At 59.2% G+C, this 13,429-nt stretch carries 12 protein-coding genes and 5 tRNA genes; 12 read left to right on the top strand and 5 right to left on the bottom strand.

Going from position 1 to position 13,429, the window contains the following annotated elements; genetic code table 11:
* Positions 1-31: 31 nt before the first annotated feature.
* Positions 32-107, bottom strand: a tRNA-Asn gene (locus ACMXYI_RS27695).
* Positions 108-334: 227 nt separating this feature from the next.
* Here ACMXYI_RS27695 and ACMXYI_RS27690 point away from each other — a divergent pair.
* Complete coding sequence (locus ACMXYI_RS27690; protein ID WP_033061947.1) at positions 335-565, top strand: hypothetical protein; 231 nt, start codon at positions 335-337, stop codon at positions 563-565.
* Here ACMXYI_RS27690 and ACMXYI_RS27685 read toward each other — a convergent pair.
* Together ACMXYI_RS27685 and ACMXYI_RS27680 are read right to left on the bottom strand one after the other, a co-directional pair.
* Positions 562-762 (bottom strand): hypothetical protein, encoded by a 201-nt coding sequence (locus tag ACMXYI_RS27685; RefSeq protein WP_095128607.1) that lies wholly within the window; start codon positions 760-762, stop codon positions 562-564. The two genes, ACMXYI_RS27690 and ACMXYI_RS27685, sit on opposite strands and share 4 nt — an antisense overlap.
* Before the next feature lie 266 nt (positions 763-1,028).
* Positions 1,029-2,225, bottom strand: a complete 1,197-nt coding sequence (locus ACMXYI_RS27680) for an amino acid aminotransferase (protein ID WP_415770147.1) — start codon at positions 2,223-2,225, stop codon at positions 1,029-1,031.
* 337 nt (positions 2,226-2,562) lie between these two features.
* On the opposite strand from ACMXYI_RS27680, the gene uvrB reads away from it, so the two are divergent.
* Positions 2,563-4,578 (top strand): excinuclease ABC subunit UvrB, encoded by a 2,016-nt coding sequence (uvrB, locus tag ACMXYI_RS27675; RefSeq protein WP_415770145.1) that lies wholly within the window; start codon positions 2,563-2,565, stop codon positions 4,576-4,578.
* A 67-nt stretch (positions 4,579-4,645) separates the two neighbouring features.
* Here the strand turns inward: uvrB and ACMXYI_RS27670 are convergent, their stop codons facing one another.
* Both ACMXYI_RS27670 and ACMXYI_RS27665 read right to left on the bottom strand, forming a co-directional pair.
* Positions 4,646-6,196: an MDR family MFS transporter gene (locus ACMXYI_RS27670; protein WP_415770143.1), complete on the bottom strand. Its 1,551-nt coding sequence runs from the start codon at positions 6,194-6,196 to the stop codon at positions 4,646-4,648.
* A complete protein-coding gene (locus ACMXYI_RS27665; protein WP_415770141.1) occupies positions 6,186-7,235 on the bottom strand; it encodes an HlyD family secretion protein in 1,050 nt (349 codons plus the stop codon). The genes ACMXYI_RS27670 and ACMXYI_RS27665 overlap by 11 nt, the downstream gene beginning before the upstream one ends.
* Positions 7,236-7,453: 218 nt before the next feature.
* On the opposite strand from ACMXYI_RS27665, the gene gltX reads away from it, so the two are divergent.
* The 10 genes from gltX (at position 7,454) to ACMXYI_RS27615 (ending at position 13,388) form a co-directional block, all read left to right on the top strand.
* Entirely contained in the window at positions 7,454-8,935 is a 1,482-nt protein-coding gene (gene gltX, locus ACMXYI_RS27660; protein ID WP_008151288.1) for a glutamate--tRNA ligase, read from the top strand.
* A 283-nt stretch (positions 8,936-9,218) separates the two neighbouring features.
* Positions 9,219-9,294: transfer RNA gene (locus tag ACMXYI_RS27655), tRNA-Ala, on the top strand.
* Positions 9,295-9,373: 79 nt separating this feature from the next.
* Positions 9,374-9,449 (top strand) — tRNA-Glu (locus ACMXYI_RS27650).
* Positions 9,450-9,502: 53 nt separating this feature from the next.
* Positions 9,503-9,578: transfer RNA gene (locus ACMXYI_RS27645), tRNA-Ala, on the top strand.
* 80 nt (positions 9,579-9,658) lie between these two features.
* A tRNA-Glu gene (locus tag ACMXYI_RS27640) sits at positions 9,659-9,734 on the top strand.
* Between the two features lie 184 nt (positions 9,735-9,918).
* Positions 9,919-10,458 (top strand): TetR/AcrR family transcriptional regulator, encoded by a 540-nt coding sequence (locus ACMXYI_RS27635; protein WP_008151286.1) that lies wholly within the window; start codon positions 9,919-9,921, stop codon positions 10,456-10,458.
* Positions 10,459-10,489: 31 nt separating this feature from the next.
* Complete coding sequence (locus ACMXYI_RS27630) at positions 10,490-11,323, top strand: alpha/beta fold hydrolase (RefSeq protein WP_415770139.1); 834 nt, start codon at positions 10,490-10,492, stop codon at positions 11,321-11,323.
* Between the two features lie 48 nt (positions 11,324-11,371).
* Complete coding sequence (locus ACMXYI_RS27625; protein WP_415770137.1) at positions 11,372-11,848, top strand: acyl-CoA thioesterase; 477 nt, start codon at positions 11,372-11,374, stop codon at positions 11,846-11,848.
* Between the two features lie 11 nt (positions 11,849-11,859).
* Positions 11,860-12,819, top strand: a complete 960-nt coding sequence (locus ACMXYI_RS27620; protein WP_046054225.1) for a tRNA dihydrouridine synthase — start codon at positions 11,860-11,862, stop codon at positions 12,817-12,819.
* A gap of 122 nt (positions 12,820-12,941) precedes the next feature.
* Complete coding sequence (locus tag ACMXYI_RS27615) at positions 12,942-13,388, top strand: Hsp20 family protein (protein WP_140893592.1); 447 nt, start codon at positions 12,942-12,944, stop codon at positions 13,386-13,388.
* The last annotated feature ends 41 nt before the right edge of the window (positions 13,389-13,429 follow it).

Genomic DNA, 13,429 nt, shown 5'->3' with positions numbered 1-13,429 from the left:
AGATTTTGAAAGCCTTCTCTGGAACCTTGTCTGGCTCCACGACCTGGACTCGAACCAGGGACCCAGTGATTAACAGTCACTTGCTCTACCAACTGAGCTATCGCGGAATGGCGTGTATGTTACTGATTCAAAAAGAGAAGTCAAGCACCTGTTAGCAAATTGGCAGGTTCATGGGGACGGACGGTGGTTTATCGACCGTGGGCGGTTACCAGAATCGCTTCAGAGGTCTACCATGGCCGCCCGGAAGTGGTTACACGCGCTGCCGGCCATTCGCCGAAAAGGTACGCGCCATGAATCACCCAATCACCACACCTCGTCACAACGGGGTGTTCGCATGAGCATCGCTCAGATCAGCCTGCCCAAAGGCGTCGGCCCGCACGCCGAAAAACTGTTCGACGCAATCACTCAGGCCAGCACCGCTGACGAATTGAACCGTGCCGGCGGCAAGGCGGAAGGTTTTGTATTGGGCCTGGAAAGCGCCAAGGCCATCAAAAGCCAGGTCGCCGAATCGCTCTACGTCGCCTATGACGACGCTGCCAGCCAGCGCGCAACCGAACTGGCCTAACCGCCGAAGGTGACAGTGGCGAGCATCAGTTTGGCGTACAGCATCGTTGCGGCCAACTGCACCAGCCACAAGGCCAGGCCACCGAGAAACACGCCGGCAGCGACTTGCATCACCAGGTTGTTACTGCGTTTGGCCGGGGTGCGGGGCACAAAGTGGTCCAGCTCATCGCGGTCGGCGCGTAGGTCATCGTTTTTCATATCGGCTCTCGTAAGAATTCTTGGGTGTACATAAAACCTGTGGGAGCGAGCTTGGTCCGGGCGGCGTTCCGACGATGAGGTCATCACATTCAACATTGATGTTGGCTGGCCGGCCGCTATCGCAGGCAAGTCGGATCGCCGCACCGCAGCTCCCACATTTAATATGTGTGCAGTCTAGAGTGGTCGTTTGCTGCGCTGGGATTTATCTGAGACAAATAAAAAACGGGAGGCCATTTGGCTTCCCGTTTTTCGTATCACCGCACGACTCAGATCACCGCAACGATGGCCTTGGTCACAACGTCGATGTTGCTCTGGTTCAGCGCGGCAACGCAGATGCGGCCAGTGTCCAGGGCGTAGATACCGAACTCGCTGCGCAGGCGGGTCACTTGCTCAACCGTCAGGCCGGAGTAGGAGAACATGCCGCGCTGACGACCGACGAAGCTGAAATCACGCTGTGGAGCTTGCTTCGCCAGCTGCTCAACCATCTGGATGCGCATGCCGCGAATCCGCAGGCGCATTTCAGCCAGTTCTTCTTCCCACTGAGCACGCAGTTCCGGGCTGTTCAGTACAGCGGCGACGATGCTTGCACCGTGGGTCGGCGGGTTGGAGTAGTTGGTGCGGATCACGCGTTTGACTTGCGACAGCACGCGCGCGCTTTCTTCTTTCGATTCGCTGACGATCGACAGGGCGCCAACGCGCTCGCCGTACAACGAGAAGGATTTGGAGAACGAGCTGGAGACGAAGAAGGTCAGGCCCGATTCAGCGAACAGACGCACGGCAGCGGCGTCTTCGTCGATACCATCGCCAAAGCCTTGGTAGGCCATGTCGAGGAACGGTACGTGACCTTTGGCTTTCACCACGTCCAGAACGTTTTTCCAGTCCGCCGGGCTCAGGTCCACGCCGGTCGGGTTATGGCAGCAAGCGTGCAGGACAACGATGGAGCCGGATGGCAGGGCGTTCAAGTCTTCCAGCAAGCCAACACGGTTCACGTCGTGGGTCGCGGCGTCGTAGTAGCGATAGTTCTGCACCGGGAAACCGGCCGTTTCGAACAGCGCGCGGTGGTTTTCCCAGCTCGGGTCGCTGATCGCCACGACAGCGTTCGGCAGCAGTTGCTTGAGGAAGTCGGCACCGATTTTCAGTGCGCCAGTACCGCCAACGGCTTGGGTGGTGATGACGCGGCCAGCGGCGATCAGTGGCGAGTCATTGCCAAACAGCAATTTCTGCACGGCCTGGTCGTAGGCGGCAATGCCGTCGATTGGCAAGTAGCCACGGGAAGCGTGTTGAGCGACGCGAATCGTCTCGGCTTCGACAACGGCGCGCAGGAGTGGAATTCGCCCCTCCTCGTTGCAGTAAACACCGACCCCCAGGTTGACCTTGTTGGTACGGGTATCGGCGTTGAATGCTTCGTTGAGGCCCAGGATTGGATCACGAGGTGCCATTTCGACAGCGGAGAACAGGCTCATTTTGCGGCGGCTCTGAATGGAAAGTGGAGGGACGTGTCGCGCTCCAGCCGAATGCACTAGAGCGGTGCACAAACGGGGAGCTAGTATAGAGGCCATCTGCGATTGATGGCGACAGACGATTCGGCTTTTACGGTAAGTTTTTCCGATTATTTCTCGACCGTTAGTCGATTGGCATCGTCAAAGGTTTTACCCGATGTAGGACGATTGCCTTGAAAGCGCGGGCAATCGGCTCCACATTGAGCACAATCCAGTTTTTTCCTCGGGCGACATCGGTCGTTTGCGGTCTTTCCCGTTGCTGCCCGGTTCGCCCGGACAGGCGCGAACCCAGAGGTTTTTCATGTCTGAATTCCAGCTAGTCACCCGCTTCGAGCCCGCCGGCGATCAGCCGGAAGCCATCCGCCTGATGGTCGAGGGCATCGAAGCCGGGCTGGCGCACCAGACGTTGCTCGGTGTGACCGGCTCGGGCAAGACCTTCAGCATCGCCAATGTGATCGCCCAGGTTCAGCGTCCGACCCTGGTGCTGGCGCCGAACAAGACCCTGGCCGCGCAGTTGTATGGCGAGTTCAAGGCGTTCTTCCCGAACAACGCCGTCGAATACTTCGTTTCGTACTACGACTATTACCAGCCCGAAGCCTACGTGCCGTCGTCGGATACGTTCATCGAAAAAGACGCCTCGATCAACGATCACATCGAGCAGATGCGATTGTCGGCGACCAAGGCACTGCTGGAGCGCAAGGACGCGATCATCGTCACCACGGTGTCGTGCATCTACGGTCTGGGCAGTCCGGAAACCTATTTGAAGATGGTGCTGCACGTGGATCGTGGCGACAAGCTCGATCAGCGTGCGTTGCTGCGTCGCCTGGCAGATCTGCAATACACCCGCAACGACATGGAGTTTGCCCGTGCAACCTTCCGGGTCCGCGGCGATGTGATCGATATCCACCCGGCGGAATCCGATTTCGAAGCGATCCGCATCGAGCTGTTCGATGACGAAGTTGAAAGTCTGTCCGCCTTCGATCCGCTGACCGGCGAAGTGATTCGCAAGCTGCCGCGGTTCACGTTCTATCCGAAAAGCCACTACGTAACCCCGCGAGAAACCCTGCTGGGTGCCGTCGAAGGGATCAAAGTCGAGTTGCAGGAGCGCTTGGACTACCTGCGCTCCAACAATAAGCTCGTTGAGGCTCAGCGCCTGGAGCAGCGCACCCGTTTTGATCTGGAGATGATCCTCGAACTGGGTTACTGCAACGGCATCGAAAACTACTCGCGCTACCTGTCGGGCCGTGAATCCGGCCAGGCGCCGCCAACTTTGTTTGACTACCTGCCGGCTGACGCCTTGCTGGTGATCGACGAATCCCACGTCAGCGTGCCGCAGGTCGGCGCCATGTATAAGGGCGACCGTTCGCGTAAAGAGACGCTGGTGGAATACGGTTTCCGTCTGCCGTCTGCGCTGGATAACCGGCCGATGCGTTTCGACGAGTTCGAAAACATCAGCCCGCAGACAATCTTTGTCTCGGCCACACCGGGCAATTACGAGGCGGAGCACGCCGGTCGCGTGGTCGAGCAACTGGTCCGCCCGACTGGCCTTGTAGACCCGCAAATCGAAATCCGCCCGGCGCTGACTCAGGTCGACGATCTGCTCTCGGAAATCGGCAAGCGCGTGGCGCTGGAAGAGCGGGTGCTGGTCACCACGCTGACCAAGCGCATGTCTGAAGACTTGACCGATTACCTGGCCGACCACGGCGTGCGGGTGCGTTATCTGCACTCGGACATCGACACCGTTGAGCGGGTCGAAATCATTCGCGATCTGCGTTTGGGCACCTTCGATGTGCTGGTGGGGATCAACCTGCTGCGTGAAGGTCTGGACATGCCGGAAGTCTCGCTGGTGGCGATCCTCGATGCGGACAAGGAAGGCTTCCTGCGTTCCGAACGCTCGCTGATCCAGACCATCGGCCGGGCGGCGCGCAACCTCAATGGTCGGGCGATTCTCTATGCGGATCGCATCACTGGATCTATGGAGCGGGCGATCGGCGAAACCGAGCGTCGTCGCGACAAGCAGATCGCCTTTAACCTGGCCAATGGCATCACGCCCAAAGGCGTGTTCAAGGACGTTGCCGACATCATGGAAGGTGCCACCGTGCCGGGGTCGCGCAGCAAGAAGCGCAAAGGCATGGCCAAGGCCGCCGAGGAGAGCGCCAAGTACGAAGCCGAATTGCGCTCGCCGGGCGAGATCGCCAAGCGTATCAAGGCGCTGGAAGAGAAAATGTACCAACTCGCCCGCGACCTGGAGTTCGAAGCAGCGGCGCAGATGCGCGACGAGATTGGCAAGTTGCGTGAGCGGTTGATCACCGTCTGATGGCGAAACGCGGTCCCTGTGGCGAGGGGGCAAGCCCCCTCGCCACAGGTTCGTGCATGACTCGAAATTAATGCGCTTCCCCAGCCTTCAATCCCGCCGGCAACGCCTTGGTCAGCAACACCGCCAGCATGCTGATCCCCAGCGCAATCCCGACAAAGTGAAACGCATCGTTGTAAGCCATGATCGATGCCTGCTGATGCGCGATTTCACTGAGCTTACCCAGCGCTGCCGTCTCACTGCCAAACCGATCCGTCAGCGACGTCATGCGCTCGGCTACCTGCGGGTTGGTCGGCACAATCGCTTCACGTAAATAATCAAAGTAAGTCTTGGTTCGCGCATCCAGCAACGTGGCGAGGAGGGCGATGCCAATCGCGCCGCCGAGGTTGCGCAGGATGTTGAACAGGCTCGACGCCGACCCCGCGTCCTGCGGCAGGATGTAGGCAGTAGCGATCAACGAGATGGTCACCATGATCAGCGGCTGGCCCAGCGCGCGGATGATCTGGATTTGATTGAACTGCGGCCCGGCGAAGTCCGGGTTCAACACCCCCGATGAAAAACTCGCCAATCCAAATAGCCCGAAACCCAACGTGCACAGCCATTTCGGCGAGACGTACTTCATCAGCTTCGGCACCAGCGGAATCAGAAACAGCTGCGGCACGCCCATCCACATGATCACTTCGCCGATTTGCAGGGCGTTGTAGTTCTGGATCTGTGCCAGGTACAGCGGCAACAGATAGATCGAGCCATACAGTCCGACACCCATTCCGACACTGGAAATACTCGATAAACCGAAGTTGCGATTACGCAGGATGCCGAGGTTGATCAGTGGATTGGGCTTGGACGTCTGCACGATCACAAAGGTGATCAGGCTGACTAGCGCGACGCTGCCCAGGGTTACGATCAGGCTCGATTCCAGCCAGTCCTTGCGATGGCCTTCCTCCAGAAACACCTGCAAACAACCGAGGCCGACGCCCAGCGTGAGAATGCCCAGGTAGTCGGTGCTTTTCAGCAGTTCCCAGTGAGCTTCTTTCTTCTCCAGGCCGTACATCAGGCCGGCGATCATGATCAGCCCTGGAGGAATATTGATGTAGAAGATGTATTCCCAGCCCCAATTCTCGGTCAGCCAGCCACCGAGGGTCGGGCCGATGGAGGGCGCGAACGTCGCGGTCATGGCGAACATCGCCATGCCTTTGGCGCGGTGGTGTTCGGGGAGTTTGATCAGGGTGAGGGTGAACGCCAGCGGTATCAGCGCGCCGCCGGTGAAGCCCTGCAAGGCACGGAAGACAATCATGCTCTCCAGGCTCCAGGCCATGGAGCAGAGCAGGGAAGCAGCGAGAAACCCGAGGGACACCCACACCGCCAGCCGCCGCGCCGAGAGCAACTGCACCAGCCACGCCGTCAGCGGGATCATGATGATTTCCGCCACCAGGTACGAGGTGGAAATCCACGAGCCTTCTTCCAGGGTGGCCGACAGCGCGCCCTGAATATCCTTGAGCGATGAGTTGGTGATCTGGATGTCGAGCACCGCCATGAAGGCGCCGAGCATCACGCTCATTACTGCGATCCAGTCCCGCCGGGTCGGTTCGCCGACCGGGCGGATCAGTTGATCACCGGCCATCGTCAGGGGCGTCTTTGATGTTCACTTTGGCGGTGACTGACATGCCCGGACGAATCTTGCCTTGCAGCGGGTTGTTCGCGGCGAAGGTCAGTTTTACCGGAATCCGTTGTACGACTTTGGTGAAGTTGCCGGTGGCATTGTCCGGCGGCAACAGGCTGAACTGCGCACCCGAGGCGGCGAACAGGCTGTCGACTCGCGCATCGATTGGCATGTCGCTGTAGGCGTCAAAGATCAGTTCGGCTTTTTGGCCGGGCTGCATGCGGCCGATCTGGGTTTCCTTGAAGTTGGCCTGAATCCAGATGTCCTGATCCGGGACGATCGACATCAGGTAAGCACCCGCCTGCACATACTGGCCTTCGCGGGCGGCGCGCTGGCCGACCAGGCCGCTGATGGGGGCGTGGATTTCGCTGCGGGTCAGGTTCAGTTCGGCCTGGGCCAGATCGGTTTTGGCGTTGGCGATCATCGCGTCGAGGCGTTTGATCTCGGCGGCCAGGGAGTTGATTTGTTGGCGCTGACTTTGGGCGTCCGCCTGGGCCTTGGTCACTTGCGAGCGGGCGATGTGGTTGTCGGCGGAGAGGGTGGTCACCCGTTCTTCCGAGACATAGCCGGGTTTGCGCAGGGTTTGCGCGCGAGACAAGTCGATCTGCGAACGACCGAGGCTGGCCTGGCTGGACGCGACTTGCGCCTCGCTGGCAGCGATCAGACTGGCTTGCTGAGTCAGTTTGCTTCGGGCTTGCAGGCGTTCGGCTTCACGGGTGGCGAGGGCGGCATTGGCGCGGTCGACGGCGAGGTGGAAGTCATCGCCTTCGAGCTTGATCAGCAGCTGACCTTTCTCGACGTGCTGGTTGTCCTGCACCAACACCTGATCGATTCGCGCGCCCAATTGGCTCGACACGCGGGTGATCTCGCCCTGGACATAAGCGTTGTCGGTGCTTTCATAGAATCGCCCCTTGAAGAACCACTGGGCGAAAAAGCCCCCGGCAATCAGCAGGACGAGCAGCAGGAAAATAGACAGGCGACGCTTGAGTTGGGCAGGCATGGGCAGACTGTAGTCGAGAGCTGTAAGGAAAGTTATCAGCGGTCAAATCTGGCATACAGCGAATGATGGGTAAATGCCATCGGCTGATAATCAGCCATTCACCGAGGCTAGAGCGCGTTGTAGACGCAACCTTGGCTTAAATGCCCTGTTCACTGGAGCCGAGCGGGCAACGCCTGTTACCATTCGCCCTTTGTTTTATCTTCATTTCGAGACTTGCCATGACCACCGTCCGCACTCGCATCGCGCCATCGCCTACCGGGGATCCCCACGTAGGTACCGCTTACATCGCTTTGTTCAACTACTGCTTTGCCAAGCAGCACGGCGGTGAGTTCATCCTGCGGATCGAAGACACTGACCAATTGCGTTCGACCCGCGAGTCCGAACAACAGATTTTCGACGCCCTGCGCTGGTTGGGTATCGACTGGAGCGAAGGTCCGGATGTTGGCGGCCCGCACGGTCCTTACCGTCAGAGCGAGCGTGGCGACATCTATCAGAAATACTGCCAGCAGTTGGTCGAAATGGGCCACGCTTTCCCGTGCTTCTGCACCGCCGAAGAGCTGGACCAGATGCGCGCCGAGCAAATGGCCCGCGGCGAAACCCCGCGTTACGACGGTCGTGCGCTGCTGCTTTCGAAGGAAGAAGTTGCGCGTCGCCTGGCCGCTGGCGAGCCACACGTGATCCGCATGAAAGTGCCGAGCGAAGGCGTTTGCGTGGTGCCGGACATGCTGCGTGGCGACGTCGAGATCCCGTGGGATCGCATGGACATGCAAGTACTGATGAAGACCGACGGTCTGCCGACGTACTTCCTGGCCAACGTTGTCGATGACCACCTGATGGGCATCACCCACGTTCTGCGCGGCGAAGAGTGGCTGCCATCGGCGCCGAAACTGATTCTGCTGTACGAGTACTTCGGCTGGGAACAGCCAGAGCTGTGCTACATGCCGCTGCTGCGTAACCCGGACAAGAGCAAGCTGTCCAAACGCAAGAACCCGACCTCGGTGACGTTCTACGAGCGCATGGGCTTCATGCCGGAAGCGATGCTCAACTATCTCGGTCGCATGGGCTGGTCGATGCCGGACGAGCGCGAGAAGTTCTCGCTGCAGGAAATGGTCGATAACTTCGATCTGAGCCGCGTCTCCCTCGGCGGGCCGATTTTCGACATCGAGAAGCTGTCGTGGCTCAACGGCCAATGGCTGCGTGACTTGCCGGTGGAAGAGTTTGCTTCGCGCCTGCAAACGTGGGCGCTGAACCCGGAATACATGATGAAGATCGCGCCGCACGTGCAGGGTCGGGTTGAAACCTTCAGCCAGGTCGCACCGCTGGCCGGTTTCTTCTTCGCCGGTGGCGTGAACCCGGACGCCAAGCTGTTTGAATCCAAGAAGCTGTCGGGCGATCAGGTCCGTCAGTTGATGCAGTTGATTTTGTGGAAGCTGGAAAGCCTGCGTCAGTGGGAGAAGGACAGCATCACCGCAACGATTCAAGCGGTGGTCGAATCCCTGGAGCTGAAGCTGCGTGACGCCATGCCGCTGATGTTCGCCTCGATCACTGGCCAGGCCAGTTCGGTATCGGTACTCGATGCGATGGAAATCCTTGGTCCGGACCTGACCCGTTTCCGTCTGCGCCAGGCGATCGACTTGCTGGGCGGCGTGTCGAAGAAGGAAAACAAGGAGTGGGAAAAACTCTTGGGCAACATCGCCTGATTCCCACTGTTCTCTGTAGCAGCTGCCGAAGGCTGCGTTGGGCTGCGCAGCAGCCCCTTATGGCAGCAACACAATCTGTCTGAAAGGGCAGGGTGGCCGAATCGCGAGTGCTACGCACTCGAACGCAGCCTGCGGCAGCTGCTACAAGAGCGGATACACCCCCGGATTTACGGGGGAGGGCGGTAAGTGATTGTTATGTCGGCAAAAAACTTTGAAATATTTTAAAAATAAGTTTGACAGCCTTCCGATGCGCCATTAAGATTCGCCCCGTCCTCAGCGATGAGGGGCTATAGCTCAGCTGGGAGAGCGCTTGCATGGCATGCAAGAGGTCGACGGTTCGATCCCGTCTAGCTCCACCAATTTACACTTCAAGGTCTGGCCACACCGGCCTTGAAGCGATCAACACTCAGCGTTGATCTGTTGTATAGAAGGGTTTGCGTCCCCTTCGTCTAGTGGCCTAGGACACCGCCCTTTCACGGCGGTAACAGGGGTTCGAGTCCCCTAGGGGACGCCAGTTTTACAGAAGCGATGTTGCAAGATGTCGCTCCGCCGCGAGGCGAAAAATCCGGGGCTATAGCTCAGCTGGGAGAGCGCCTGCATGGCATGCAGGAGGTCAGCGGTTCGATCCCGCTTAGCTCCACCAATTTTACAGTTCAAGGTCTGGCCACACCGGCCTTGAATCGATCAGCTCTCAGCACTGATCAGTTGTATAGAAGGTTTTGCGTCCCCTTCGTCTAGTGGCCTAGGACACCGCCCTTTCACGGCGGTAACAGGGGTTCGAGTCCCCTAGGGGACGCCACGATTACCCGCTCTGCGGGATTTTATAAGGGTCATTCAATTATTGAATGGCCCTTTTGTTTGTCTGGCGTTTGGCCAAATCCCCCTATTTCTTTCAAACTGTTCTTCAGACCAGCGGTCACATCCACGACTTGCGGAAAATTATTATGAGAATAATATTCTAGTCGTAATATTCGGAGGCAACGATGAACGATAAAAAAGCTCAAACCCGCGAACGCATCCTCAAGGCTGCCAGCGCAGCGCTGATTCAGCGCGGCCCGGCCGAGCCGAGCGTGGGCGAAGTGATGGGCGCGGCCGGCCTGACCGTCGGCGGCTTCTATGCGCACTTCGAAAGCAAGGACGCGATGATGCTGGAAGCGTTCAAGCAACTGCTCGGTCATCGCCGTGGCTTGATCGCCGACATGGACGCCGAATTGACCGGCGAAGAGCGTCGCGCGTTGGTTGCTGCGTTTTATCTGTCACGCAAACACCGTGATTCCTCTGATTCAGCCTGCCCGATTCCGGCTTCTGTCGGTGAACTGGGGCGCCTGCCGGACGCGTTTCGCGTGGCATTGAATGAGCATGTGGAAATGATGGTCGCGCAGTTGGCGGCCAGCCCGGAAGACACCGACAAAGCCTTGGCCGACATGGCCTTGATGGTCGGTGGTTTGGCTTTGGCTCGCGCGTTGGGGCCAGGAGAATTGTCCGATCGATTGCTGCGCGCCGCCAAGTCTGCGGTGCTGTGACCTAAAGGCATTAGCTTGAGGAGTGAGAGCGATGAGCACGTTAAAGTGGGTTCGTGGCGTTAATGGCACCTTGGGCTGGTTCGCACCGAAACTGGTCGCGAGCAAAATGCGACTGGCTTTCATGACGCCGCGGGATCTGCCGCCGCGTGATTGGGAATTGCCGCTGCTGGCGAAGTCCGAGCGAATTACCCTGCGCTTCGGCCTCTCGGCTCTGCGTTGGGGGCAAGGCCCTGCGGTGTTGCTGATGCACGGCTGGGAAGGCCGGCCGACGCAGTTTGCCAGCCTCATCACTGCGCTGGTCGATGCCGGTTACACCGTGGTTGCGCTGGACGGCCCGGCTCACGGTCGCTCTCCGGGCAACGAAGCGAACGTCGTGCTGTTTGCCCGAGCCATGCTTGAAGCCGCTGCCGAGTTGCCGCCGCTGCAAGCCGTCATCGGTCACTCCATGGGCGGCGCCAGTGCCATGCTCGCCGTTCAGTTGGGCTTGCGTACCGAAACCCTGGTCACTATTGCTGCCCCGGCGCGGATTCTCGGCGTGTTGCGCGGTTTCGCACGCTATGTACGGCTGCCACCGAAAGCCCGCTCGGCGTTCATTCGTCAGGTCGAGAAAGACGTCGGCATGCGCGCTGCGGCACTGGATGTCGCGCACTATCAACTCGACATGCCCGGCCTGATCGTTCATGCCGAAGATGACTGCTATGTTCCGGTCAAGGAATCGCAGCTGATCAACGAAGCCTGGTTCGACAGCCGTTTACTGCGCCTGAAAGAGGGTGGTCATCAGCGGGTGCTGGCAGATCCTCGGGTGATTGATGGCGTGCTGTCACTGCTGGCCGGTCGCAGTCTGCAATCGCGCCAATCGGCCTGAGCATCCGTTACACTGCCCCGGTGAAAATTTTCTGACCGGGAGTGGGGCATGGGCTGGGATCGGGCAACGCCATTTATCATTGATCTGGAAGTCGGCGCAGAGGACATCGATGGGCTGGGTCACGCGAACAACGCGGTATACGTGACCTGGCTCGAACGCTGTGCCTGGCGCCACTCCCAGCGCCTTGGCCTGGACTTGGTCGAGTATCGTCGGCTGGATCGGGCGATGGCGGTGGTGCGGCACGAGATCGATTACCTGGCGGCCGCCTATGAAGGCGATGAGTTGCAATTGGCGACGTGGATCGTCGATTGGGACCAACGCCTGAAAATGACCCGACACTTCCAGTTGAAGCGCCCCAGCGACAACACCACGTTGCTGCGCGCCCAAACCACCTTCGTCTGCATCGAACTGTCGACCGGCAAACCCAAGCGTATGCCGGCGGAATTCATCGAGGGTTACGGCCCTGCGCTGCAAGTCGCGATCTCATCGACGCTTTCGAGTAAACTGCCGCACGTTTTTCGTTGAGTGTGTTTTTCATGCAAATTGCTTTGGCGCCCATGGAGGGGTTGGTCGACAACATCCTGCGGGACGTGCTGACCCGTGTGGGCGGTATCGATTGGTGCGTGACCGAGTTCATTCGGATCAACGATCAGTTGCTTACGCCTGCCTATTACCACAAGTTCGGCCCGGAACTGCTGACCGGCGCCCGCACCGCATCCGGCGTGCCGCTGCGGGTGCAGCTGCTCGGTTCCGATCCGGTATGCCTGGCGGAAAACGCCGCGCTGGCCTGCGAGCTGGGTTCCGAGGTCATCGACCTGAACTTCGGCTGCCCGGCCAAGACCGTGAACAAGTCCCGTGGCGGTGCGGTGCTGCTCAAAGAACCTGAGCTGCTGAACCAGATCGTCGAACATGTCCGTCGTGCCGTTCCGGCGCACATTCCGGTGACTGCCAAGATGCGCCTCGGTTTCGACAGTCCGGACGGTGCTCTGGTCTGCGCCACGGCCTTGGCCGAAGGGGGCGCGGCGCACATCGTGGTTCACGCGCGGACCAAAACTGACGGCTACAAGCCGCCGGCCCATTGGGAGTGGATCCCCCGGGTGCAGGATGTGGTCAAGGTTCCAGTGTTCGCCAACGGCGACATCTGGAGCGTCGAAGACTGGCGTCGTTGCCGCGAAATCAGCGGCGTCGAGGACATCATGCTCGGCCGCGGCCTGGTGTCGCGCCCGGACCTGGCGCGGCAAATCGCAATGGCGCGGGCCGGCGAGGACGTCGTCGAGATGACCTGGGCCGAGCTGTTGCCGCTGATTCAGGACTTCTGGCTGCAAGCCAAGGCGCAAATGACGCCACGCCAATCGCCGGGTCGCTTGAAGCAGTGGCTGGCGATGCTGACCCGCAATTACCCTGAAGCGGTCGAGCTGTTCACCGTGCTGCGTCGCGAGACCGAACTGGATCAGGTCTCGCGTTTACTGGGTCTTCAGGTGTCCGAAGCAGCCTGAAAAAAATCTGCAAATAATCTCTTGAAAAGCAATCAGCGGTCCTTATTTAAGGATTACGCGATGCCGAATTCGGGTCGCGGAGACAAAAAAACTTGCTGATCTGTTTTCAGGAGATTTGAACCATGAGTACTGCATTTTCGATGGCACCACTGTTCCGTTCCTCGGTAGGTTTCGACCGTTTTAATGACCTGTTCGAAACCGCCCTGCGCAACGAGCCAGGCAGCACCTACCCACCCTACAACGTGGAAAAACACGGCGACGACCAATACCGCATCGTCGTAGCGGCCGCCGGCTTCCAGGAAGAAGACCTGGAGTTGCAAGTGGAAAAAGGTGTGCTGACCATCAGTGGCGGCAAGCGTGACGCGAACGAAGACGTCACTTATCTGTACCAAGGCATCGCACAGCGTGCCTTCAAACTGTCCTTCCGTCTGGCGGACCATATCGAAATCAAGGCCGCCGGTCTGAGCAACGGTTTGTTGAGCATCGACCTGTTGCGGGTGATTCCGGAAGAGGCGAAAGCCAAACGCATCCCGATCAACGGGACGCAAAAGCCAGCGCTGCAGCACTGAGTCATTCGAAGACACACATTCGTCTGAGCAGGCTGTAATCC

The sequence above is a fragment of the Pseudomonas lyxosi genome, from assembly GCF_047758685.1.
Classification (GTDB): domain Bacteria; phylum Pseudomonadota; class Gammaproteobacteria; order Pseudomonadales; family Pseudomonadaceae; genus Aquipseudomonas; species Aquipseudomonas lyxosi.
This window is presented reverse-complemented; position numbering and strand designations above follow the sequence as displayed.

Coding starts and splice junctions, on each gene's coding strand:
- ACMXYI_RS27625 (WP_415770137.1), top strand. CDS start 11,372: ATGGGCTGGGATCGGGCAACGCCATTTATCATTGATCTGGAAGTCGGC.
- ACMXYI_RS27685 (WP_095128607.1), bottom strand. CDS start 762: ATGAAAAACGATGACCTACGCGCCGACCGCGATGAGCTGGACCACTTT.
- ACMXYI_RS27680 (WP_415770147.1), bottom strand. CDS start 2,225: ATGAGCCTGTTCTCCGCTGTCGAAATGGCACCTCGTGATCCAATCCTG.
- ACMXYI_RS27635 (WP_008151286.1), top strand. CDS start 9,919: ATGAACGATAAAAAAGCTCAAACCCGCGAACGCATCCTCAAGGCTGCC.
- uvrB (WP_415770145.1), top strand. CDS start 2,563: ATGTCTGAATTCCAGCTAGTCACCCGCTTCGAGCCCGCCGGCGATCAG.
- ACMXYI_RS27620 (WP_046054225.1), top strand. CDS start 11,860: ATGCAAATTGCTTTGGCGCCCATGGAGGGGTTGGTCGACAACATCCTG.
- ACMXYI_RS27670 (WP_415770143.1), bottom strand. CDS start 6,196: ATGGCCGGTGATCAACTGATCCGCCCGGTCGGCGAACCGACCCGGCGG.
- ACMXYI_RS27615 (WP_140893592.1), top strand. CDS start 12,942: ATGAGTACTGCATTTTCGATGGCACCACTGTTCCGTTCCTCGGTAGGT.
- gltX (WP_008151288.1), top strand. CDS start 7,454: ATGACCACCGTCCGCACTCGCATCGCGCCATCGCCTACCGGGGATCCC.
- ACMXYI_RS27630 (WP_415770139.1), top strand. CDS start 10,490: ATGAGCACGTTAAAGTGGGTTCGTGGCGTTAATGGCACCTTGGGCTGG.
- ACMXYI_RS27665 (WP_415770141.1), bottom strand. CDS start 7,235: ATGCCTGCCCAACTCAAGCGTCGCCTGTCTATTTTCCTGCTGCTCGTC.
- ACMXYI_RS27690 (WP_033061947.1), top strand. CDS start 335: ATGAGCATCGCTCAGATCAGCCTGCCCAAAGGCGTCGGCCCGCACGCC.